Annotated in this window: 18 protein-coding genes; 12 read left to right on the top strand and 6 right to left on the bottom strand. The window is 62.8% G+C overall.

What is annotated here, in order from left to right:
• Window positions 1-74: 74 nt before the first annotated feature.
• Window positions 75-2,237: a TonB-dependent siderophore receptor gene (locus RN347_RS06750; RefSeq protein ID WP_311960643.1), complete on the bottom strand. Its 2,163-nt coding sequence runs from the start codon at window positions 2,235-2,237 to the stop codon at window positions 75-77.
• A 239-nt stretch (window positions 2,238-2,476) separates the two neighbouring features.
• Between RN347_RS06750 and RN347_RS06745 the strand changes: the two genes are divergently transcribed.
• The 4 genes from RN347_RS06745 (at window position 2,477) to RN347_RS06730 (ending at window position 6,976) form a co-directional block, all read left to right on the top strand.
• Window positions 2,477-3,436: an AraC family transcriptional regulator gene (locus RN347_RS06745; RefSeq protein WP_311960642.1), complete on the top strand. Its 960-nt coding sequence runs from the start codon at window positions 2,477-2,479 to the stop codon at window positions 3,434-3,436.
• 87 nt (window positions 3,437-3,523) lie between these two features.
• Window positions 3,524-3,889, top strand: a complete 366-nt coding sequence (locus tag RN347_RS06740; RefSeq protein ID WP_311960641.1) for a hypothetical protein — start codon at window positions 3,524-3,526, stop codon at window positions 3,887-3,889.
• 8 nt (window positions 3,890-3,897) lie between these two features.
• Entirely contained in the window at window positions 3,898-5,919 is a 2,022-nt protein-coding gene (locus tag RN347_RS06735; protein ID WP_311960640.1) for a pyrroloquinoline quinone-dependent dehydrogenase, read from the top strand.
• Between the two features lie 154 nt (window positions 5,920-6,073).
• Complete coding sequence (locus RN347_RS06730) at window positions 6,074-6,976, top strand: ParB/Srx family N-terminal domain-containing protein (RefSeq protein WP_311960639.1); 903 nt, start codon at window positions 6,074-6,076, stop codon at window positions 6,974-6,976.
• Between the two features lie 59 nt (window positions 6,977-7,035).
• Here RN347_RS06730 and RN347_RS06725 read toward each other — a convergent pair whose 3' ends face one another.
• The gene (locus RN347_RS06725) at window positions 7,036-7,899 is read right to left on the bottom strand and encodes an ion transporter (protein WP_263584384.1); all 864 of its coding nucleotides are present in this window, start codon (window positions 7,897-7,899) and stop codon (window positions 7,036-7,038) included.
• A gap of 506 nt (window positions 7,900-8,405) precedes the next feature.
• On the opposite strand from RN347_RS06725, the gene RN347_RS06720 reads away from it, so the two are divergent.
• From RN347_RS06720 to RN347_RS06690, 7 genes are all read left to right on the top strand, one after another.
• Entirely contained in the window at window positions 8,406-8,621 is a 216-nt protein-coding gene (locus RN347_RS06720; protein WP_311960638.1) for a hypothetical protein, read from the top strand.
• A gap of 208 nt (window positions 8,622-8,829) precedes the next feature.
• Window positions 8,830-11,655 (top strand): monovalent cation/H+ antiporter subunit A, encoded by a 2,826-nt coding sequence (locus RN347_RS06715; RefSeq protein WP_311960637.1) that lies wholly within the window; start codon window positions 8,830-8,832, stop codon window positions 11,653-11,655.
• Window position 11,656: 1 nt separating this feature from the next.
• The gene (locus tag RN347_RS06710; RefSeq protein ID WP_263584387.1) at window positions 11,657-11,989 is read left to right on the top strand and encodes a Na+/H+ antiporter subunit C; all 333 of its coding nucleotides are present in this window, start codon (window positions 11,657-11,659) and stop codon (window positions 11,987-11,989) included.
• Window positions 11,986-13,497: a monovalent cation/H+ antiporter subunit D gene (locus RN347_RS06705; protein WP_311960636.1), complete on the top strand. Its 1,512-nt coding sequence runs from the start codon at window positions 11,986-11,988 to the stop codon at window positions 13,495-13,497. The genes RN347_RS06710 and RN347_RS06705 overlap by 4 nt, the downstream gene beginning before the upstream one ends.
• Window positions 13,494-13,991: a Na+/H+ antiporter subunit E gene (locus RN347_RS06700; protein ID WP_311960635.1), complete on the top strand. Its 498-nt coding sequence runs from the start codon at window positions 13,494-13,496 to the stop codon at window positions 13,989-13,991. The genes RN347_RS06705 and RN347_RS06700 overlap by 4 nt, the downstream gene beginning before the upstream one ends.
• Window positions 13,985-14,254, top strand: a complete 270-nt coding sequence (locus RN347_RS06695) for a K+/H+ antiporter subunit F (protein WP_263584390.1) — start codon at window positions 13,985-13,987, stop codon at window positions 14,252-14,254. Before RN347_RS06700 ends, RN347_RS06695 begins: the two co-directional genes overlap by 7 nt.
• A gap of 31 nt (window positions 14,255-14,285) precedes the next feature.
• Window positions 14,286-14,672 carry a Na+/H+ antiporter subunit G gene (locus tag RN347_RS06690; protein WP_263584391.1) on the top strand — a complete coding sequence of 129 codons (387 nt, stop codon included), beginning with the start codon at window positions 14,286-14,288 and terminating at the stop codon, window positions 14,670-14,672.
• Between the two features lie 101 nt (window positions 14,673-14,773).
• Here RN347_RS06690 and serB read toward each other — a convergent pair whose 3' ends face one another.
• The 4 genes from serB to pgi all read right to left on the bottom strand — a co-directional run bounded on the left by serB (window position 14,774) and on the right by pgi (window position 21,701).
• A complete protein-coding gene (gene serB, locus RN347_RS06685) occupies window positions 14,774-15,703 on the bottom strand; it encodes a phosphoserine phosphatase SerB (protein ID WP_311960634.1) in 930 nt (309 codons plus the stop codon).
• Between the two features lie 4 nt (window positions 15,704-15,707).
• Window positions 15,708-17,960, bottom strand: a complete 2,253-nt coding sequence (parC, locus tag RN347_RS06680; protein ID WP_311960633.1) for a DNA topoisomerase IV subunit A — start codon at window positions 17,958-17,960, stop codon at window positions 15,708-15,710.
• A 6-nt stretch (window positions 17,961-17,966) separates the two neighbouring features.
• Window positions 17,967-19,862: a DNA topoisomerase IV subunit B gene (gene parE / locus RN347_RS06675; RefSeq protein ID WP_311960632.1), complete on the bottom strand. Its 1,896-nt coding sequence runs from the start codon at window positions 19,860-19,862 to the stop codon at window positions 17,967-17,969.
• A gap of 147 nt (window positions 19,863-20,009) precedes the next feature.
• Window positions 20,010-21,701: a glucose-6-phosphate isomerase gene (pgi, locus tag RN347_RS06670; RefSeq protein ID WP_311960631.1), complete on the bottom strand. Its 1,692-nt coding sequence runs from the start codon at window positions 21,699-21,701 to the stop codon at window positions 20,010-20,012.
• Window positions 21,702-21,804: 103 nt separating this feature from the next.
• On the opposite strand from pgi, the gene cmoA reads away from it, so the two are divergent.
• Window positions 21,805-22,548, top strand: a complete 744-nt coding sequence (gene cmoA, locus RN347_RS06665) for a carboxy-S-adenosyl-L-methionine synthase CmoA (RefSeq protein ID WP_311960630.1) — start codon at window positions 21,805-21,807, stop codon at window positions 22,546-22,548.
• Window position 22,549: the final 1 nt, after the last annotated feature.

Below are 22,549 nucleotides of genomic sequence, written 5' to 3'. Positions count from 1 at the left end.
CATTAAAGACGAACGCGGCGAAAACTCAAGATGAAAGGCGGCGCGCGGGAGCGAGCCGCCTTGACGGGCGGGCGTTAGAAGTCGTAGCTCAGGGTCGCCATGACGTTGGCGGGCGCGCCCGGCATGTTGAAGGTGTTCACGCCGCCGACCCGGTTGTAGTACTCGCGATCGAAGATATTGTTGAAGTTCAGCTGGCCGCTGACGTTGTCGTTGAAATCGTAGCCAATCATCGCGTCGAACACGGCGTAGCCCGGCGCCTCGACGCCGCTGCTCGAGTTGAAGTCGCTCATCGCCGTCATGCCGGCGCCCACGCGCAGTCCGCCAAGCGTCTCGCCGGCAAAATCGTACTGGGTCCAGAGGTTGACGACGTTTTGCGGCATCAGCAGAAAGATGGCGTCCTCGCGGTCATCACCGCTTTGCTGCACCTCGGTGTCGAGATAGGTGTAGCCGGCGATCACATCCCACTGGTCGGTGACGCTGCCGGTGACTTCGAACTCGGCGCCCTGGATGCGCATCTTGCCGATCGGCACTGCGTAGCTTGCGCCGGTATCTGGCGGGGTGCCTGCGCGGTTGTCGTCATACAGCCGGAAGGCGCTGAGTCGGGCGTTGAGATCGCCGCCCAGGTAGCTACCCTTTACGCCGACTTCGTACTGATCGCCTTCGCGCGGCTCGATCAGGTTGCCGTCCGGGCCCTCGGCGGTCTGCGGCTTGAACACCTGGGAGTAGCTGGCGTAGAGCGAGTGATTGGCGTCGACGTCGAACACCACCCCGGCGTAGGGCGTGGCTTCGGTGCCGCTGCGATCCTGGTCATTGTCGGCGGCCAGGTCTTCGAAATCGACGGCGTAGTGGCTCACTCGGGTGCCGGCGATCAGCGCGAGCGGGTCCACCGGGCGCAGCGTCAGCTTGCCGTAGAGGCCGCTCTCCTCCAGCCGGGTATCGGTATGGGCGTAGCCTCTGCCGGTGGCACGCGCGGCGCCCAGCACGTCGACGTAGCTTATCTCGTTGAGCTCGCCTCGGGTCACGCGGCTGCCGGTCAGGCTACGCGAACGCCCGGATTCGGTATCGGTATCGAAGCGCTTGTAGTCGGCGCCGAGCACGAACTCGCTGACGCTATCGAAAGCGGCGAAGGGTTGGCTGTAGCTGGCGTCCAGCGCGACCGCCTGCTGGTCGATACGACTGCCGATGCCGGCGACCGTCAGGCGCTCGTTCTGGTCCAGGGCGCTGCCGCCGAAGGCGTAGTTATAGCCGGCGTTACGATCGGAGTAGCGCGCCGCGAAGCGCCCGAAGCCGCCGCCGTCGAAGCGGTGGGTCAGCTCGGCGATCCAGTCGTTGGCATAGCTGTCGAAATCATTCCAGTTTGCGCCATAGAAATCCGAACGCGAGCCGTAGAGCAGTTCGCCGCTGGGCCCGACCGGGTGGCCGTTGTTGACGCGGATGTCCTTGCTGTTGTGAATGTAGCCAAGCCCGAAAGTGGTCGCGTCATCCAGGTCGACATCGATCGCCGCGTAGATATCGTTCTGGCGATTGGTGTTGCGGTCGACGAACTCGCCGTGGTGGGTCCGATCGATCACCAGCCGCCCGCGCACGCGGCCGTCATCGCCGTCGATGGGGCCGGAGACGTCCACCTGGGCGGCGCGCTGCTGGTCGGTGCCGGCGCCGACGCTGATACGCCCTTGCGGGTCATGGGTGGGCCGCTTGCGCACCAGGTTGACGATCCCGCCCATCTCGCTGGTGCTGTTGAAAAGCCCGGACGGCCCGCGCATGATCTCGACCCGGTCAAACGCCGCAAGCGTTGGCACCGACCCTGTAATGCTGGTCATCGGCGCGGGCAGCCCATCGATGTTGTACTCGTCATACTCGAAGCCGCGGGCATAGATCGAAGAGCGGCCGTTGTCGTTGGAGAGCACGCGAAGCCCTGGCGTGCGCCGGCCAAGCTCATCGAGGGTGGTGAAGTTCTGATCCTCGATCGCCTCACGGGTGACGACGCTGACCGACTGCGGAATGTCGCGCAGCGATGCCGGCGTTTTGGTGCCTACCGTGGCGGCATCGACGCTATAACCGCCGGTCACTTCCGAGGGCAGCATCTGGTAAAGGTGATTGCCCTGAACCGTGACGGTCTCAAGCCGTGTGGCTTCGGCGCTCGCCTGGGCCAGTGCATTCGGTGCCCATCCCAGCAGCAGCGCAGCGCTGCCCGCGGCGGCCACACCTTGATAAATACGCGCTCTATCGAACGTCATGTCAGCTCTCTCTTGATCCCTTGAAATTGGTCACGCAACCGGCGCTTTCTTTGCGAATGAGAATACGTTGCAATAAAATTCGAGGCAGCGGATTATGGCAGCTCGCAACGCCTTTAACCTTTGCAGGCGCGTCACATTGCTATGCGAAAACGTTGCTATGCATAAACGTTGCTACGCGTAAACGGTGCCATGCAGAAACAGCCAACCCGGTAAGCGGGCTTACCAACAGGACCAGGGACGTGGATAGCGAAGGCGATAAAGGACAAATCAGCACCACCGAGCTGCACGAACACTCGGTGCAGCTCGTCAAACGCCCGCGCTTCGAAGCGCCCAGCTGGGACCAGCGCGCGCCGCCGCTACTCGGGCGCCTGTGGATCAGCGAGCTTGAGCCAGGCATGAAGCTGCGCCTGGCGGATGTCGAGGACCGCTTCGGTCTCAAGAGCCAGGCGCTGCTACCGGCGGGCGTGAAGATCGCGCTGGTCATGGAGGGGGGCGCCCAGGTGCGCTACGGCGAGTGCGATGCACGCCTTGGGCCTGATGAGCCCCAGCGCGCGCTCATCGTCGCGTTGCCGGATAAAACCGCCTTCACGCGGTCCGGGCGTGTGGGCGCGCGCGAGCGCACCTTGACACTGTCGCTCTCACCTCACTGGCTTTCCCGCCACGGCTACGCGTCGTCGTCGGTCACCTGCGAGCTTCGCCGCTGGACGCCCTCACCGGGGCTTCTGGCGCTGGGCGATGCGCTCTTCGCCCAACGGTTCGATGCCATGACGCCGGCGACGCGTTTGATGCTTGGCGGGTTTGCCCGGCTTCTGGCCGGTGAGGCGCTTTCGCTTGCGCCTGTCGAGGCCCCCGCGCCGCGTCAGCGCCGGCTCGACCCCCTCATGGCCCTCATCGACCGGGGCGAGGCGCGCGGGCTCGATCAAAAAGCCCTGGCCAAACGCCTTGGCATGAGCCTGAGCACTCTGCAGCGGCGCTTTTATCAAGCCCACGGCGAGGCACTGGGGCAGTTTCTGCGCCGCCACCATCTGACGCTTGCCCGCGAGGCGCTGGAGCGCGGTGCCGCGGATGTGGAAGCGGCCGCGACCCTTGCCGGCTACAGCAGCGCCACCAACTTCGCCACGGCATTCAAGCGCGAATTCGGCGCCTCCCCGAACGGCTATCGACGCCGCGCGCTTGCCATGGCGCAACGCGGCCGCTGATTTTTTCCGAACACTCGACCAGACCTTTGCTAAGCTAAGGCAGCCTCATGGGCCTACCCATTGATCAATTCAGGAGTTGCACGCGCGATGGATGACGCATCGAAACGCCGCCCGGGCGTTAGAATTTTACTGGTGGCAAGCCTGGTGGGCGCGGGCCTTGCCCTGTACGCCTACCTGACGCCGCTGACCGGCGTGACCGGAACGCTGGGGGCGCTGACAGCGCTTTTTGGCTGTATTGCACTTGCCGTGGCCGCGCTTTTACTTTTCAAGTGGCGCCGGGGAGCCGGTGCCATCGCGCTTCGCGTGCTGGCGCTGATCGGGCTTTTAGGCACCGGGTTCGCCGCGCTGCTGCTACATCAGTGGTGGCTCTGCGCGGTGCTGATTCTGGGCCTTCTGGGGCTTTTGATCGACACGTTTTCTCGATCGTCATCTTCCACTTCTGACCGCCGGTGAGCCGCTTTATGTCGACCACGAATAGTCATCGTTTGCGCCCGACCGACGCGTTATCGAAAAGCCTGCCCCGGCTCGGCCTTGCCACCCTTTTGCTGCCACTCCCGCTGTTCGCCCAGCCGTCGCCGCCCGCCGACGGTGAAGCACAGGCCAGTGAAGCTGCCGCCTCTCCGATTCCTCTGGTACCAGAAGGTGCGGTGTGGGATGGCTTTCACGGCCAGCTAAACGCCCAGAAATACAGCCCGCTGGACCAGATCAACGTCGAAAACGTGGGTGATCTCGAAAAGGCCTGGGAGTTTCATACCGGCGACGTCTCGGACGGCTCCGGCGATACCGCGCCCTCGGTCTGGTCCGCCACGCCGGTGTTCGCCAACGACACGGTTTACATCGGCACGCCCATGTATCGCGTCTTTGCCCTGGACCCGGCCACCGGCGAAGAGCGCTGGCAGTTCGACACCCAGTCGTCTCAAGAGGCGCTGACCCAGCCGGCGCTGAAAAGCCGCGGCGTGGCCTACTGGGAGGCCGACGACCCGGCCGAAGGCGAGGCCTGCCAGAAGATCGTTTATTTTGGCACCATGGATGCTCAGCTCTTCGCCCTCGATGCCGATACCGGCGAGCTGTGCGAGGATTTCGCCGACGGCGGCGTATTGAACGTCAACAGCTGGAACAACATGCCGGAAAACTGGCCGCTGTCGCTACTGCAGCCACCCACGGTGGTGGGTGACCGGCTGATTCTCGGCTGGGCGGGCAAGGATTGGGCCGAGAGCGTGGCGCCTGCGGGCACGGTGTTTGGCATCAACGCGCGCACCGGCGAGCGCGAATGGACGTTTGAGGCACTTTCTGATGAAATGCGCGAGCGAAGTGGCACCACCAATGTCTGGACGCACATGAGCGCCGACGAGGAGCTGGGGCTCGTGTATCTGCCCGTGGCCTCGCCTTCGCCCAACTTCTGGGGCGGCAACCGCACCGAGGAAGTGCCGCTTGCCACCTCGACCACCGCGCTCGATATCGACACCGGCGAAGTGGTCTGGTCGCGCCAGTGGGTGCACCACGACATCTGGGACTACGACATCAACTCTGCCCCCACGCTGATGGACATCACCGTCGACGGCGAAGAGATTCCCGCGCTGGTGCAGGCCACCAAGATGGGCTTTCTGTTCGTGGTCAACCGCGAAACCGGCGAGGACGTCTGGCCGATCGAGGAGCGCGAGGTGCCCCGCGGCGATGGCAACGTGGAAGGCGAAGTCTACGCGCCTACCCAGCCCTTCCCGACGCTGCCCGCCCCACTGCTCGATCAGTCCGAGAAGCCCGACATCTGGGCGCTGGCGGACGCGGTGAGTTTCGGACAGTGCTCCGCGCTCTGGGACGATCTCTGGTACGAGGGCATGTATACCCCACCGACCACCGAGGGCGAAGGCACGCTTGCCTACCCGGACAGCGCCGGCGGCGTTCAGTGGGGCGGCGTGGCCTTCGACCCGGCAAGCCAGACAGCGGTGGTCAACACCTCGCACATCGTGCAGTACGTCAAGCTCTTCGATCGCGAGGCGTATGAAGAAGCCGACAGCGGCTCGGGTAACGAGAGCGGCTTCGCGCCTCAACAGGGCGCACCCTACGGTATGCGTCTTGAAGTAGCGCGCAACTGGCTGGGCATGCCCTGCTGGGAGCCGCCCTTCGGCGAACTGGTGGCCATCGACATGACCACCGGTGAGGTGAAATGGCGCGGCCCGGTCGGCGCCTCTCAGCAGTTCGGCTTCTTCATGCCCGAAAGCTGGGGCTCGCCGACCATTGGCGGCCCGGCGGTCACCGCCGGTGGCCTGATCTTCATCGGTGCCTCCATGGATGCCAAGGTGCGTGCCTACTCGCTCGAGACCGGCGAGCAGCTCTGGTCCGACCAGGCGCAGGCCCCCGTGGTCGCCAACCCGGCGGTCTACGAGTATGAGGGCCGCCAGTACGTGGCCTTCGTGGCCGGCGGTAACACCATCCTGAAGGATCACGTGGGCGACCAGGTCGTGGTTTACGCGCTGCCGGAGTAACGCCGGCATTCATCAAAGGGCGGCCTGCGGGTCGCCCTTTTTTTATAAGAACGCCAAAAAAACCAGCCAAAACAGGATAAAACGGCTGACCGTCAACGCAGTGTCATCTTCGATCACCACAATGGGCGCGCATCGCCTTTCACGTGGAGAAAAAATGAAGACAACGCTGCCACTTCTGGCCCTCGTCGCTCTTGCCCCGATAGCCGCCTCGGCCCTTGCACAAAATGAGGCCGTGCGTATCGAAACAGTCACCCTGGGCGAGCTGCGCCCTACCCAGCCGGCGCTTGGCTACCGCCAGATGGATTACAAGCAGGGCCGCTTCGCCCAGGACCGGGAAAAACTCTTCGACGAGTACTGCGAAACCGCCGGCCAGAGCGAAATCGCGCGCTTCGACGACGCCTCAACGCTTGAAGATCTCGCGAGCTTCGACTGCGTCGACGCGCCAGGCAGCCACCCCGAAGACATGAAGACGGCCGTGATCGCCCCAGGCGGCGAGTTCTACCTGACCGATGGCCACCACACGTTCAGCAACTTCATTACCTTGCAGGGCGATGCCTTTCGCATGCCAGTGCTGATCACCGACGACTACAGCGACCTTGCGGATAGGCAGACGTTCTGGAACACCCTGCAGGCCGAGCGCCAGGTATGGCTCGAAAGCCCCTCTGGCCCTATTACCGTCGATGAGCTGCCCAAACGGCTCGGTCGCGCGCATCAGGTCGACGACGCTTACCGGTCGCTGGTCTATTTCACTCGCGGTGTGGGTTACGACAAGCCGGAGACGCCGCCGCCGTTTCTCGAATTCTACTGGGGGCAGTGGCTCGAAGAGCGCATGGCGCTGGCGAATTTTGATCTGGAGAGCCTTGATGGCTACGCCGAGGCGGTGGAGCACGCGGCGCGCCTGATGGTGAACGCCCCTGCAGACACGGTTATCGCCGAGACGGCCAGCGGCCCCCTGACCGCCGAGCAGATGGGCCGGCTCGACGCCTTCGACCAGCCGGCGCTCGACAAGCTGCTCTCCCCTCGTGGCAAGCTCACCTACGCGTTTTTTACCGAGTAAAAAGCCGCGCCTCGGCGGGTGCCGAGGCGCGGCGCATCGGTGACGCAAAATGAACGGCGTTACTGCCCGGACACCGGCCGGTCGGCATTCGAGCCGTCGCGCTGGCCAGTCATCGCCGCCTCCATACGGTCGAGCTGCGCCTGAAGTTTTTTGACGTCGCCGCGTAGCATCGATATCTCCGCCTCTTCGCCCTCGCCGTTATCCAGCGCCATCTGGGCGCTCTCCTTTTGCATCACATCCAGCACGATGCCGATCATCATGTTCAGAAATACGAAGGCGTTGAGGAAGATGAACGTCAGAAAGTAGATCCAGGCGTAGGGAAACTGCTCCATGGTGGGATACAGCACGGCCGTCGCCCAGCTCTCGAAGGTGGCGACCTGGAAAAGCGTGAGCATGGCCAGCGCAATGTTGCCCCAAAGCTGCTCGTCCACCGTATGAAACAGAAAGCTTCCGATCGCGGCGTAGATGTAGAAGATGATGAACATCAAAAGCGCGACGTAGCCCATTCGTGGAATCGACTTCACCAGCGCCGAGAGCAGCATTTGAAGCTCGGGAATCATCGACACCAGTCGCAGCACGCGGAAAATGCGCAGAAGCCTGGCCAGCAGCACCATCTCCGACTCATCCATCGGGATCAAACTTGCCGTGACGATCAAAAAGTCGAAGACGTTCCAGCCCTTTTTGAAGAAGTCGCGCAAGCGCGGCTCGGCGGCCATGCGAATCAGCACCTCGACCAGAAAGAACAGCGTGACCGCTACGTCCAGATAGCCCAGCCACCGCTCGAATCGGCTCACCTCGTCGTAGGTGCGCGCACCGATCACCAGTGCCGACAGCACGATGATCGAGATCACGAAGGTTTCGAAGACCTTGTTACTGCGCAGCTTCTCGAAGCGCGCCTGCCAGGTACTCAGGGAAGCACTCATCTAAACCTATACGCCTTTAAGCCAGGGAAGAAAGAGCACGCGCCGGGCGCGAGCGCTGGCATTCTACCCTAAAATACGCGTTCGATAGAGCAGACGATATTGATCCGACGTTGGAAGTTACGGCTTTTCGTGTCGCAAAAACGCAACGAAAAAGCGCCAGAATGGGGCAGAGAAGAAACAGGAGCGTAAGGCGTGCAGGCGGCGGCGTTCAGTAGCCGCTGAAATGGCCTTGAAGCGGGCAAAAAAAAGCCCCCTTGCGGGGGCGACGGGCTGCCATCATGGCATCATGCATTCATCCGTGAACGCGATATCCGTATCCAGAAGCGGCGTCCTGCCGCGAACGACTTAAAGTTATACCAGCCATGTACAGAATGCAAGAAAATGTGCAAACGAATGGCGTAAAAAACGCGTTGGCGAATGGGCGTTCGATTACTATAATCCGCCTCGATCGTTTAAATGATGCTCATCCGTTCATCTAACATCATGCTTTGGCTAAGGAAAGCCCCATGACCAGGCACCGCGACGTGATCGATACCACGCAACGAATACCTCGCAAGGATCTCGAAGTTCTCGTCAACGACCGTATAAGCATGGGCGATGTCGTGGCGATTCCCACCGGGCTTTTCCCCGTCGACCGTGCCCACGGCTGCGGCGGCTACTCCGTCGAAGTACTCGAGGTCGACGAAAGCGACTACAGATTCAGAGTCATCGGCACGCTTTAAAGCGCTCTTGTCCCCGCCGCGGTTGAATGGACGAAATTGACACCAACGTAGGCGGTCATTTTAAGTGTGCGTCTCAGACCAAAGCCGCAAGCCTTCCCGTTAGTGGTATCCTCTTTCGGTTTGTTTACGCTGAGCTGGCTTTAAAGCCCGAATTCGTTCGAAAGCGCTAAAGGCGCTCGCCACGATTACACCTGTGCTGGATGCCCCGATGACATTGCTCTGGATTGCTTTACTTCCGCTTTTGGGAGTGTTGGTGCCTCTCATGGCGGGACGGCGCTCCCGCTTGACGTGTTCGCTCGCCACCATGGTCGCGCCCGCGATCGCCCTGGGCCTGACGCTCTGGCAGATTCCTTCGCTCAACGCGGGGGAGTCGCTTCGGTTTTTCGCCGACTGGCTACCTGAGCTTGGCCTTGCGCTGGCCTTTCGCCTGGACGGCCTGTCGCTGCTGTTCAACCTCTTGATTCTCGGCATCGGGCTTTTGATTCTGCTTTACGCCCACTTCTATCTCTCCGAAGAGGAGCCGGTGGGGCGTTTTTACAGCTTTTTGATGCTGTTCATGGCTTCCATGGTCGGTATATCGCTGTCCAACAACCTGCTCTTGCTGTGGCTTTTCTGGGAACTGACGAGCCTTTCGTCGTTTCTGCTGATCGGCTTTTGGTCGCACCAGAACGACGCGCGCAAGGGCGCGCGCATGGCGCTGACCGTGACCGGCGCCGGCGGCCTTGCGCTATTGGCGGGGGTTTTGCTGTTAGGCGATATCGTCGGCAGCTTCGACATGGACCAGGTGCTGGCAAGCGGAGCGCTGATCGTCGAGGATGCACGCTACCCGGTCATGCTCACGTTGGTGCTGTTGGGCGCGTTCACGAAATCCGCCCAGTTTCCGTTTCAGTTCTGGCTACCCAACGCCATGGCCGCCCCCACGCCGGTGTCCGCGTATCTGCACTCGGCGACCATGGTCAAGGCGGGCATTTTTTTGATGGCGCGCCTGCATCCGGCACTTTCCGATAGCGCGCTTTGGCAGCTCGTGGTGCCCATCGTTGGCATGATCACGCTGCTTTACGGCGCCTGGTTCGCGTTCTTGAAGACCGACCTCAAGGGCATTCTCGCGTTTTCGACCGTGAGTCACCTGGGGCTGATCACGGTTCTGTTGGGCATAGGCACCCCCATGGCGGTGCTGGCAGCGCTTTTCCATATTCTCAACCACGCCACCTTCAAGGCGGCGCTGTTCATGATTTCCGGCATCATCGATCACGAAGCGGGCACTCGCGAACTCAAAATGCTCGGCCGGCTCAGAAAGAGCATGCCGATCACCGCCCTTCTGCTGACACTGGCCGCCGCATCCATGGCCGGGGTGCCGCTGTTCAACGGCTTTCTCTCCAAGGAGATGTTTCTCACCGAAACGCTCGAATCATCGCTGCTGGGCGGGTTGAGCTGGCTGATACCGGTGCTGGCGACCATCGCCAGCATCCTGTCGGTCGGCTACTCCGTGCGTCTGGTCATCGCGGTGTGCGTCAAAGAGCCTCGCCAGCCGTCGCCCAAGGCGCCCCACGAGCCACCGCGGATGATGCGTCTTCCGGTGGAGATTCTGGTGGGGCTGTGCTTGCTGATCGGCATTCTTCCCGCGTTCATGGCAACGGGCCTTTTATCGCTTGCAAGCCAGGCAGTACTGCAGGAGCCGTTCGATTTCTATCTTTCGATCTGGCACGGCTTCAATCTGCCACTACTGATGAGCGTGGTCGCCTTCGTCATCGGCGGCGCGCTTTACTGGCAGCACGCGCACCTGCGCCGCTTCAAGGAGTCCTTCGCGCCGGTCGATGCCACCCGCGTGTTCGAACGCGCGCTGGTGAGTCTGGGTCAGCGCTGCGAGCAGCTGATCGCCGTCTGGGATGGCCAGTCGCTGCAGCGCTACATGGGCTGGCTGCTGCTGGCGACGTTTGTCATGGGCGCCATCGGCCTTGCCCAAATGACCGAGCTGACCGGGGAGCTTGGCAATCAGCCGGTGGATGGCATCGTGGTGCTGGGCGCGGTCATGCTGATCTTCGGGGGCTTGGCCACGGCCATCACCCACCGCTACCGTCTGATCTCGCTTTTAATGCTGTCGGTGGTGGGGCTTTTCGTGGCGCTGACCTTCGCGCGCTTCTCGGCGCCGGATCTGGCCCTGACTCAGCTTTCGGTCGAGGTCGTCACGATGATTCTGCTGATGCTGGCGCTGTTTTTCCTGCCGCAAAAGACCCCGCCGGAGTCGAGCGCCAAGCGTAACTTGCGCGATATCGTACTGGCCGGCGGGCTCGGCGGCGTGGTGGCGAGTCTCAACTACGCCGTCATGACCCGCGAATCGTTTTCGATTTCGCAGTTTTTCATGGACAACAGCGTGCCCGGCGGTGGTGGCCATAACGTGGTCAACGTCATTCTGGTCGACTTCCGCGGCTTCGATACGCTGGGCGAGATTACCGTGCTGGCGCTGGCCGGGCTTGCCATCTTCAAGCTTCTGAACCGGCTACGGCTGTTCATCCCTCACAGCGACAGTGAAGGCCGGATCTGGTCGCCGGACCGTTACCCGGCGATTCTCACCTCGATCTCGCTGGCGCTTTTGCCGCTGGCGCTGCTGGTGTCGGCGTTCATCTTCCTGCGCGGGCACAACGAACCCGGCGGCGGCTTCATTGCCGGGCTGATCACCGCGGTGGCCCTGATTCTTCTTTATATGGCCCGTGGCGTGGAGTGGGCCCAAAGCCGACTGGACTTCCCTTTCCAGCCGATAGCCGTCGTAGGTGTGGCCGTGGCCACGCTGACCGGGCTTGGCAGCTGGCTCTTCGGCCATCCCTTCCTGACCTCGGCGTTTGGCTACTTTAGCCTGCCGGTGGTGGGCAAGTTCGAGCTGGCCACGGCGCTGTTGTTCGATCTCGGGGTGTATCTGGCCGTGGTCGGCGCCACGCTGATGATTCTCGCGAACCTGGGTAAGGTCACGACCGCCCACCGCCCGGTGGTGAACGCGACCAAATCCGACGACGCCGGCACGAACAAGGAGAGCCTCTGACATGGAAACGCTTTACGCTGTGACCACCGGCGTGCTCAGCGCCTGCGGTCTCTATCTCACACTCAGGGGGCGCACCTTCCCGGTAGTAGTGGGGCTAACGTTACTCTCTTATGCAGTGAATCTGTTTCTGTTTTCGATGGGCGGGCTCACCACCGACGGCGCAGCGCTGGTGCACGGTGAAGGGGTCTACGCCGACCCGCTGCCCCAGGCGCTGGTGCTGACCGCCATCGTCATCGGCTTCGCCATGACGGCCTTCGTGGTGATTCTCGCCATGCGCGCGCGAAGCGAGCTGGGTAACGACCAGGTCGACGGCAAGAAGGAAGACCGCGAATGATGCAACACCTTGTAGTTTTTCCCATCGTGGTACCGCTGGTCGCTGGTATTCTGCTGCTCTACCGCCGTGAAGGCTTGGTCCGTTTCAAGCGTGCGGTCAGCGTCGTGGCTACGCTCATGCTTTTGGCGGTGTCCATGGCGCTGGTCGGGCGCGCGTCAAGCGGCGAGATTCTCTATTACGCGCTGGGCGACTGGCAGCCGCCGTTCGGCATCGTGCTGGTGCTGGACCGCCTCTCCGCGCTGATGCTGCTGCTCACTTCCGTGCTTGCCCTGGGCGCGGTGGTGTTCGCCTGCGCCGGCGACGACGAAAAGGGCAGCAACTTTCACGGGCTTTTTCAGTGGCAGCTGTTAGGGATCAACGGCGCCTTTTTGACCGGCGATTTGTTCAACCTGTTCGTTTTCTTCGAGGTGCTGCTGCTCGCCTCCTACGCCCTGCTGCTTCACGGCGGCGGCAAGGCACGCATTCAGTCCGGCGTCTACTACGTGGTGATGAACCTGGCCGGCTCGTCGCTGTTTTTGATCGCCGCGGGCATTCTCTACGGCGCGTTGGGCACCCTGAACATGGCGGACATGGCGCTTCGCGTGGCCGAGCTTCCCGCCGACCGTCAGGGGCTGGTGACCGCCGGAGGGCTGATTCTGCTGGTGGTGTTCGGGCTCAAATCCGCGATCCTGCCGCTCTATTTCTGGCTGCCGCGGGCCTACGCCGCAGCGCCTGCGCCGGTGGCGGCGCTTTTTGCGATCATGACCAAGGTGGGCATCTACGCCATCCTGCGCGTTTATCTGTTGATCTTTGGCGACGCCGCCGGCCCTCTGGCCGCCCTCGAACAGGCCTGGGTGTGGTGGCTGGGTTTGGCCACACTGGCCGCCTCCGCCGTGGGCATTCTGTCGTCGCGCGATCTGCGTATGCTCATCGCCTATCTGGTGCTTTTGTCGGTGGGCACATTACTGGTGAGCGCCGGCATGCGAAGCGAGGTGTCCGCCTCGGCGCTGCTCTATTATCTGGTTCACACCACCCTGATCACCGGCGGGCTCTTTTTGCTCGCCGAGATGATCGGCGTGCAGCGCGGCAAGGCAGGCACGCGGCTGGTCAAGGCGCGCCCGCTGGTACAGGGCAAGGCACTGGCGCTTCTGTTCTTTATCGGCGCGATTGCCGTGGTCGGCGTGCCACCGCTTTCCGGGGCGATCGGCAAGGCGCTGGTGCTGGCCGCCGCCGACAGCACCCAGAGGCTGTGGCTCTGGCCAACGCTTTTGCTTGCAAGTCTTGCGTCGATGATCGCGCTTTCCCGGGCGGGCTCGACGCTTTTCTGGCGCAGCGCCCACGGTAACCCTTCCGGCACCAGGCTTCCGGCGCTGCAGTGGTTCGGTGTGATCTGGCTTTTGAGCGCCGCCCCCCTGCTGGTGGTGTTCGCCCACCCGGTCAGCGTCTATACCCAGGCCACCGCCGAGCAGCTCGCCAACCCCGAGCGCTTGACCGAAACGCTTCTTTCACCGTCGCGAGGCCAACTATGATTACCCCGCGTAAATGGCTGCCCACGCCGGTTCTGTCACTTCTACTGCTGATCGTGTGGCTGTTGATGGCGCGCAGCTACGCCCCGGGGCAGATACTGCTCGGAGGTACGCTGGCCATCCTCATACCTCTGGTGACCTACCGCTTCTGGGATGGCCACATGCAGATCAAGAAGCCGCGGCTTCTGGCGCGCTTTATCCTGCGCGTACTCAAGGACATCGTGATCGCCAACTTCGAGGTGGCCAAGCTTCTGATCAACCCGTGGAAGCGGCTCAACCCGCACTTCATCGAGTACCCCTTGATGCTGGAGGAGCGCTTCACCATCACGGTGCTGGCCAGCACCATCAGCCTGACGCCGGGCACGGTGTCCGCCAACCTGCGCCTGGACGGCAAGTCGCTGTTGATCCATGTGCTGGACGTGGAGGACGAGCAGGCGCTGATCGAGCAGATTCGCGAGCGCTACGAGCGCCCTCTCAAGGAGATTTACGAATGCTGAGCGTGGCCTTGTACATCACCTCGACGCTGGTGGTGATCGCCCTGATTTTGAACCTGTACCGTTTGGTGATAGGGCCGGATTTGCCGGATCGCGTGCTGGCGCTGGACACCATGTACGTCAACTCCATCGCGCTGATCGTGCTACTCGGGCTGTGGCTCGGCGGCAAGACCTACTTCGAGTCGGCGCTATTGATCGCCATGCTCGGCTTCATCAGCACCGTCGCGGTGTGCAAATACATTCTGCGGGGGGATATCATCGAATGAGTCTTCTTTCGACGTTACAAGGAGCGCGGCCATGGCCTTTCTAATCGAAGCGCTGGTGTCGCTCATGCTGGTGACCGGCGGCGTGTTCGTGTTCATTGGCTCGCTTGGCATGGCGCACCTGCGAGACTTCTACATGCGCCTGCACGGGCCGACCAAGGCCTCGACGCTGGGTATCGGGTGTATGCTGGTCGCCTCGATGGGCTACTTCTGGAGCGTGGATGGCCACATCGACATTCAGGAGATGCTGATTACGCTGTTCCTGTTCATCACCGCGCCGGTCAGCGCCCACCTGCTGGCCAAGACCGGCCTGCACCTGCGCTTGAAGCACGCCAAAAAGACCGGCGGCGTGCCTTTCGAGCTGCGCGACGAGGAAGTGGGCAAAAAGCCGGTACCGCACCCGGACAAGGGCCACGGCTAGAGCCTTTCCCTTTCACCGTTACGGAAAAGACAGGTACGAAAACGACAGATACGAAAAAGCGGCGCTCTAGGCGCCGCTTTTTTCATGAGTCGATCCACGTTTTAGCGCGAAAGCGCGTCTTCCGCGTGGCCCAGAAGGTATAAAAGCCCGTCGAGACCCACAGTCGACACCGCCAGCTGCGCCTTCGCGCGCACCAACGGTTTGGCATGATAGGCCACGCCCATGCCGGCTTTGGCGAGCATCTTCAGGTCGTTGGCGCCATCCCCTACCGCCACGGTGTGGGCAAGCGATAGCCCTTCGCGGTGGGCGATCTCCTCCAGAAGCAGCGCTTTGCGTTCGGCATCGACGATCGGCTCGCTCGTCTCGCCCGTAACCAGGCCATCGCGGATCACCAGCTCGTTGGCGTGAATCTCGTCAAAGCCCAAGCGCGTTTGCAGATGACGGGCGAAGTACGTAAAGCCGCCGGAGAGAATCGCGGTACGATAGCCCAGGCGCTTCAAGTTCTTCATCAGCCGCTCGGCGCCGTCCATGAGCGGAAGCTCCAACGCGATGCTTTCGAGCACGGTTTCGGACAGCCCCTCGAGCTTGGCCATGCGCTCGCGAAAGCTCGCCTTGAAGTCGAGCTCGCCGCGCATGGCGCGCTCGGTGACCTCGGCGACCAGCTCACCCACGCCGTGGCGCTTGGCCAGCTCATCGATCACCTCGGCCTTGATCAGGGTCGAATCCATATCGAAGCAGACGAGCTCGAACGCGCGCTCGCCGGCCTCCATCAAAACGATATCCACCGGGTGCGCTTCGCTGACCTCGAGCGCGGCGTGACGAAGCGCCTGCCACTGCGGGTCGTCCTGCGCAACCGGGGCGCTCACCACGTATTCGATGGCGTCCAGCGCCGCGCCCTCGCCGCGGCTTGCCAGGCGGGTGGCGCGCTGCTCGGTAAGGTCGAAGCGCCCCATCAGTGCGGCCACTTCCGATTCGATGGCCGGTGTCAGTACCGGCGCCAGTACGGTCAGGCGTTTTTCGCTACGTGCCATGTGGCTACTCTCCAGCCTCTAGCCGATCCACTTTCTGAAAACCGCGCGGGAGCTTGCTGCCCCGGCGCCCGCGTTCGCCGCGGTAGTATGCCAGATCGGCGCTCTTCAGGGTGAGCTTGCGCTTGCCGGCGTGGATGACGAGCTCGGCGGACTCGGCAAGCACCACCATATCGCGCACGAACTCTTCGCGCCGCGCGGCGCGGGCGCCGGGAATATCAAGGAGCTTATTGCCCTTGCCCTTGCTCATCTGTGGCAGCTGCTCCAGCGGGAACAGCAGCAGCCGCCCTTCATTGGACACCAGCGCCACCCACAGCGCCTCGCCTTCCGGCACCGCGACCGGCGGCATGACGGCGCAGCCCTTGGGCAGGCTGAGCACCGCCTTACCGGCCTTGTTCTTGCCGGTGAGATCACCAAGCGTTGCCACGAAGCCATAGCCGCCGTCGCTTGCGAGCACGTAGCGCTGGCTCGGCGGGGCGAGCATCATGCCGGCCATTTGCGCGCCGGCGGCGACGTTGGCGCGCCCGGTGATCGGCTCGCCCTGACCGCGAGCGCTTGGCAGGTTGTGGGCGGATAGCGTATAGGCGCGCCCGGTATCGTCGAGCAGCACCAGCGGCTGGTTGGTCTTACCGCGGCTTGCCAGCTGGTAGCGGTCGCCGGCCTTGAACGAGAGCCCGGCGGGGTCGATGTCGTGGCCCTTGGCGGCGCGAATCCAGCCCTTCTCGGACACCACCACGGTGATCGGGTCAGCGCCCAAAAGCTCCACCTCCGAGAGCGCTTTCGCCTCGGCTCGCTCGACCAGCGTTGATCGGCGGGCGTCGCCGTGCTCCTTGCCAGCGGCGCGAATCTCCTTTTCGATCAGCGTGGTCATTCTGGCGTCGCTACCCAGCACGCCGGTGAGCGTCTTGCGCTCTTTTTCAAGCGCGTCCTGCTCGCCGCGAATCTTCATCTCCTCGAGCTTGGCCAGGTGGCGCAGGCGAAGCTCCAGAATCGCCTCGGCCTGGCGCTCAGAAAGCGCGAACGCCTCGATCAGCGCGGCCTTGGGCTCGTCCTCCTCGCGGATGATACGAATCACTTCGTCCAGGTTCAGATACGCGGTCAAAAGCCCTTCGAGAATATGCAGGCGCTCTTCCACCTTGCCCAGACGGTGCTCGAGGCGCCGTCTCACGGTGGCGCGGCGAAAGGTCAGCCACTCGCCAAGCATGTCCGGCAGCGGCATCACCCGCGGGCGGCCATCCAAGCCGATCACGTTCATGTTCACCCGCACGTTCTTCTCGAGATCCGTGGTGGCGAACAGGTGCGCCATCAAGGATTCGACGTCGACCCGGCTCGAGCGCGGCTCGATCACCAGGCGCGTGGGTTCCTCGTGGGTCGACTCATCGCGCAGATCCGCCACCATGGGCAGTTTTTTGGCCTGCATCTGGGCGGCAATCTGCTCGAGCACCTTGGCGCCGCTGACCTGATACGGCACCGCGGTGATGACGATATTGGCCTCTTCACGCACATAACGGGCGCGCAGCTTCACCGAGCCCCGGCCGGCCTCATAAAGCTTTCGCAAATCCGCCGCCGGGGTGATGATCTCGGCGTCGGTGGGAAAATCCGGCGCGGGGATGAATTCCATCAAATCCGTCGTAGTCGCTTTCGGATTGCGCAGCAGATGGCAAGTCGCCTCGACCACTTCACTAACGTTATGCGGCGGAATGTCGGTGGCCATGCCCACGGCGATGCCGGTGCCGCCATTTAACAGCACGTGGGGCAGGCGCGCCGGGAGCACCACCGGCTCTTGCATGGTGCCATCGAAGTTCGGCGCCCACTCGACGGTGCCCTGGCCAAGCTCTGACAGCAGCACGTCGGCGAATTTCGAAAGCTTCGCCTCGGTGTAGCGCATCGCGGCGAAGGATTTGGGGTCATCGGGGCTACCCCAGTTACCCTGGCCGTCCACCAGCGGGTAGCGGTAGCTGAACGACTGCGCCATGAGCACCATGGCTTCGTAACAGGCGCTGTCGCCGTGGGGGTGGAACTTGCCCAGTACGTCGCCGACGGTGCGCGCGGACTTCTTGTACTTGGCATTGGCGTTGAGAGATAGCTCGCGCATGGCATAGATGATGCGCCGCTGCACGGGCTTCATGCCGTCGCCGATGTTGGGCAGCGCGCGGTCAAGAATGACGTACATCGAGTAGTCGAGGTACGCCTTTTCGGTGTAGTCGCGAAGGGAGAGGCGCTCGACGTCGCCTTCCGCTACCTGAATATCCATGGTCATCGGGGGTTATACCTCAATGTCTGCGAGGTTGCCGTAATCTTCCAGCCACTTCTTGCGGTCGCCGGCGCGTTTCTTGGCCAGCAGCATGTCCATCATTTCCATGGTGCCGTCGCCATCATTCAAAGTGAGCTGCACTAGCCGGCGCGTCTCCACCGCCATGGTGGTTTCCCTGAGCTGCAAGGGGCTCATTTCACCCAGGCCCTTGAAGCGCTGAACGTTGGGGGTGCCGCGCTTTTTGGCGAGGCTTTTGAGAATGGCCGCCTTTTCGCTCTCGTCCAGGGCGTAGTGTACCTCCTTGCCCAAGTCGATACGGTAAAGCGGCGGCATGGCAACGAAGACGTGACCGGCGTCCACCAGGGACGGGAAGTGCCGAACGAACAGCGCGCACAGGAGCGTGGCGATATGCAGGCCGTCGGAGTCGGCGTCGGCGAGAATGCAGATCTTGTGGTAGCGCAGCTTCTCGAGATCGGCGCTGCCCGGGTCGGCGCCGATCGCGACCGCAATGTCGTGCACCTCCTGGGAGCCGTAGATGTCGTGGGTTTCGACCTCCCAGGTGTTCAGGATCTTGCCGCGCAGCGGTAGGATCGCCTGGGTTTCGCGGTTGCGCGCCTGTTTGGCGCTGCCGCCGGCGGAGTCACCCTCGACCAGAAACAGCTCGCTTTGAGAGGGGTCCTGGCCGGAGCAGTCGGCGAGCTTGCCGGGCAGCGCCGGGCCCGAGGTGACCTTCTTGCGCGCGACCTTCTTGGCCTTTTTCTGGCGGCTTTGCGCCGCGCTGATGACGAGTTCCGCGAGCTGCTCGGCCTGGTCGACGTGGTGGTTGAGCCACAGTGAGAAGGCGTCCTTGAGCACGTTGGAGACGAAGGCTGCGATGGTGCGCGAGGAGAGCCGCTCCTTGGTCTGCCCGGCGAACTGCGGGTCGAGCATCTTGACTGACAGCACGAACGAGGCGCGCTCCCAGAGATCGTCGGCGGTGAGCTTGATGCCGCGAGGCAAGAGGCTTCGGTACTCGCAGAACTCGCGCAGCGCGTCCAGCAGCCCGGAACGAAAGCCGTTGACGTGGGTGCCACCCTGGGGCGTGGGAATCAGGTTGACGTAGCTTTCCAGCAGCGCCTCGCCGCCTTCCGGCAGCCACTGGATCGCCCAGTCGACGCCGTGTTCGTCGTCGCTGAAGTGGCCGACGAAGGGCTCGGACGGCAGCACGTCATAGCCGTCGGTGGCCTGGGCAAGATAATCACGCAGCCCGTCGGCGTAGGCCCACTCGGTTTTGGTACCGTCGGGCTCGACCAGCGTCACTGCAAGCCCCGGGCAGAGCACCGCCTTGGCACGTAAAAGATGTTTCAAGCGGCCAAGCGCGAGCTTGGGGCTATCGAAATAGCTCTCGTCGGGCCAGAAGCGCACGAGCGTGCCGGTAGCGCGCTTGGCGGCCTTGCCGATCTCATGAAGCTCTTCGGCCTTTTCGCCGTGTTCGAAAGCGATGGCGTGGCGGGCGCCGTCGCGGGTGACCTCGACCTCCAAACGGCGCGATAGCGCGTTGACCACCGACACCCCAACGCCGTGCAAACCGCCGGAAAAGCGGTAGCTCGACGCCGAGAATTTGCCGCCGGCGTGGAGCTTGGTGAGGATCAGCTCGACCCCGGAGACGCCGTGCTCCGGGTGGATGTCGATGGGCATACCGCGGCCGTTATCCTTGACCTCGATGGCGCCGTCGCCTGAAAGCACCACTTCGATGGCCGTGGCGTGACCCGCCAGCGCCTCGTCGACGCTATTGTCGATGACTTCCTGGGCCAGGTGGTTGGGTCGCGAGGTATCGGTGTACATACCGGGGCGCTTGCGTACCGGCTCGAGTCCGGAGAGAACCTCGATCGAACTCGCGCCGTACTGGGAGCCGTCAAACTGGGTCATGGTGCATCAATTCCTGGAAAACGGTACTTGGGCCGCGCAAGGGTGAACGGCGCGGCGAAAAAGGCACAGGATAGCGCAAATGCAAACTACTGTATATCCAGCCATGAGTGACCGACACCTCGCCGGCCACGTTCGCGATAAAATGGATCAGGGTTCGCTCTGCTCGGCGGCCCAGAACGCGCGAATCAACCCCTGGCTCGAGGCGTCCAGACGGCTCACGTCCCCCTTGCCTTCCATCAGCGCGCGGGTCTCCTTGGCGATCTCCTTGCCAAGCTCCACCCCCCACTGATCGAACGGGTTGATGTCCCAGATCACTGCCTGCACGAACACCTTGTGCTCGTATAGCGCGATCAGCGCACCGAGGGTATGCGGAGTGAGCTCGTCCATCAGCACCGTGGTCGAAGGCTGGTTACCGCGATAGCGCTTGTGTGCCGGCGGCGCGCCCTCTTCGTCGACGGCGTCATCGCCAAGCATAAGCACCCGCGACTGGGCAAAGCAGTTAGCCAGCGACAGCCGGTGCTGCGCCTTGAGATGGCGCTGGGTGTCCGGGTCCTCGACATCGTCGTAGCGTTTGAGCGGGGCGATAAAGTCGCACACCACCGGCTGAGTGCCCTGATGGAGAAGCTGATAAAACGCGTGCTGAGCGTTAGGTCCGAGCTGCCCCCAAAGCACCGGGCAGGTCGAGTAGTTCACGCGCTCGCCCCGCCCGGTGACCGACTTGCCGTTGGACTCCATTTCGAGCTGCTCGAGATACGCGGCGAAGTACTCAAGGCGCCCGTCGTAGGGCAGAATCGAGTGGGCGCGAATGTCGAGAAAATTGACGTTCCAGATGCCGGCCAGACCCAGCAGCACCGGCAGGTTCTGCTCGAGCGGCGCCTGGCGAAAGTGGTTGTCCATCGCATGCGCCCCGGCCAGCAGCGCGCGAAAGTGCTTCATGCCGACGATCAGCGCGATCGGCAGGCCAATGGTGCCCCAAAGGGAATAGCGCCCACCCACCCACTCCCAGAACATCAGCTGATGATCCGGGGCGATCCCCCACTCGCACATCTTCTCCGGGCTCGCCGACACGCCGATGAAGTGCTGGCGAACGATGAGCTTTGCGCTCACCGGTTTGGCACCGGCCATATCATCGTGCTCGGAGAGCCGCCCTAGTAGCCAATCCTTCGCCGTATTGGCGTTGGAAAGCGTATCGATGGTGGTGAACGATTTCGACGACAGAATGAACAGCGTGGTTTCCGGATTGAAGCGCGCCAGGTAGTCGGCCAGCTGCGAGCCGTCCATGGTGGAGGCGAAGTGCACGTCCATCGGATGGATGTCCGCGGGCCGGTAATCCGCCAGCGCGTGGGTGACCATCAAGGGGCCGAGATCCGAGCCGCCCACGCCCAGGTTCACCACGTGGCGAATCGGCTTGCCGGTTGCCCCGCGCCACTGGCCGGCGTGCAGACGCTCTACCAGTCGCTCCATCTGATTCAGGCTTTCATGAACACAGGCCACGACGTCTTCGCCCTCGACGTCGAGCGTGGCCTCCACCGGCAGGCGCAGCGCGGTATGAAGCGCCGGGCGATTTTCGCTGATGTTGACCCGCTTGCCGCTCAACAGCGCCTCGATGGCACCGGGTACGCCCGCCTCCTCGGCCAACGCCAGCAGGTGCACCAGCGTATCGTCGTCAAAGCGCTGTTTCGAGAGATCGAGCGTGAGCCCGTGCACCTCGTGGCTAAACGTCTCGAAGCGGTCCGGGTCGCCGAAAAGGTCCTTCAGGTGCATCGTTTTCAGCGTTTGCGCGTGCTGCTGGAGCGTTTGCCAGGCGGGCAGCGTATCGGGTGTGTCGTGTTGTGCCAAAGCCGTTTCCCTCTTTTTGGCGGGTATCCGAAAGCCCAGGACTGTCGCCTCAAAGCGCGGGGGCGTAAACTACGCCCCTTCCACTTTTGATCCTGGCTTGCCCATGAGTACCGCATCTTACCGTGACGCCATCTTTTCGACACCCCTTGACCGCGTGGCGCGCTTCTCTTTCGACGAACAGGTAGTGGCCTGTTTTCCCGACATGATTCGCCGGTCAGTGCCGGGGTACGGCCAGATTCTGGGAATGATGGGCGTGATTGCAAAGCGCCACCTGCGTCACGGCGCCCACGTATATGATCTGGGCTGCTCGCTGGGCGCCTCGGGCCTGGCGCTCGCCGGCGCCCTGCCCGCCGATGCGTTTCGCTATACCGGCGTCGACGTATCGCCGGCGATGGTGGAACAAGCGCGCCAAACACTCACTACCGAATGCCCCGAGCACGCCATGTCGGTGATTGAAGCGGATATTCGAACCCTCGAGTATACAGGCTCAGGCATGATCATCCTGAACTTCACGCTGCAGTTTCTGCCGCCCAGGGATCGCGACGCGCTGCTGGCGCGCCTCTATTCGGCGCTCGAACCCGGCGGCGTGCTCATACTGTCCGAAAAAACCGTGGACCCGGACGAGCGCGACAACGCCTGGCGGGTCGAGCGCTATCATGACTTCAAGCGCGCCAACGGCTACTCGGATCTGGAAATCAGTCAAAAGCGCACCGCACTCGAAAACGTGCTGATTCCCGACAGCCTCGACGGCCTGCACGAGCGGCTGAGCGGTGCCGGCTTTCCCCGCGCGATGACCTGGTTTCAGTACCTGAACTTCGCCTCCTTGATCGCGTTCAAGGAGAGCTAAC

The organism is Halomonas sp. PAMB 3264 (assembly GCF_031954245.1).
In the GTDB taxonomy this organism is placed as follows: domain Bacteria; phylum Pseudomonadota; class Gammaproteobacteria; order Pseudomonadales; family Halomonadaceae; genus Vreelandella.
Note: the sequence above shows the minus strand (reverse complement) of the source record. Positions and strands in the feature narration are given on the sequence as shown.

Coding starts and splice junctions, on each gene's coding strand:
- RN347_RS06750 (WP_311960643.1), bottom strand. CDS start 2,237: ATGACGTTCGATAGAGCGCGTATTTATCAAGGTGTGGCCGCCGCGGGC.
- RN347_RS06740 (WP_311960641.1), top strand. CDS start 3,524: ATGGATGACGCATCGAAACGCCGCCCGGGCGTTAGAATTTTACTGGTG.
- RN347_RS06735 (WP_311960640.1), top strand. CDS start 3,898: ATGTCGACCACGAATAGTCATCGTTTGCGCCCGACCGACGCGTTATCG.
- RN347_RS06730 (WP_311960639.1), top strand. CDS start 6,074: ATGAAGACAACGCTGCCACTTCTGGCCCTCGTCGCTCTTGCCCCGATA.
- RN347_RS06725 (WP_263584384.1), bottom strand. CDS start 7,899: ATGAGTGCTTCCCTGAGTACCTGGCAGGCGCGCTTCGAGAAGCTGCGC.
- RN347_RS06720 (WP_311960638.1), top strand. CDS start 8,406: ATGACCAGGCACCGCGACGTGATCGATACCACGCAACGAATACCTCGC.
- RN347_RS06715 (WP_311960637.1), top strand. CDS start 8,830: ATGACATTGCTCTGGATTGCTTTACTTCCGCTTTTGGGAGTGTTGGTG.
- RN347_RS06710 (WP_263584387.1), top strand. CDS start 11,657: ATGGAAACGCTTTACGCTGTGACCACCGGCGTGCTCAGCGCCTGCGGT.
- RN347_RS06705 (WP_311960636.1), top strand. CDS start 11,986: ATGATGCAACACCTTGTAGTTTTTCCCATCGTGGTACCGCTGGTCGCT.
- RN347_RS06700 (WP_311960635.1), top strand. CDS start 13,494: ATGATTACCCCGCGTAAATGGCTGCCCACGCCGGTTCTGTCACTTCTA.
- RN347_RS06695 (WP_263584390.1), top strand. CDS start 13,985: ATGCTGAGCGTGGCCTTGTACATCACCTCGACGCTGGTGGTGATCGCC.
- RN347_RS06690 (WP_263584391.1), top strand. CDS start 14,286: ATGGCCTTTCTAATCGAAGCGCTGGTGTCGCTCATGCTGGTGACCGGC.
- serB (WP_311960634.1), bottom strand. CDS start 15,703: ATGGCACGTAGCGAAAAACGCCTGACCGTACTGGCGCCGGTACTGACA.
- parC (WP_311960633.1), bottom strand. CDS start 17,960: ATGACCATGGATATTCAGGTAGCGGAAGGCGACGTCGAGCGCCTCTCC.
- parE (WP_311960632.1), bottom strand. CDS start 19,862: ATGACCCAGTTTGACGGCTCCCAGTACGGCGCGAGTTCGATCGAGGTT.
- cmoA (WP_311960630.1), top strand. CDS start 21,805: ATGAGTACCGCATCTTACCGTGACGCCATCTTTTCGACACCCCTTGAC.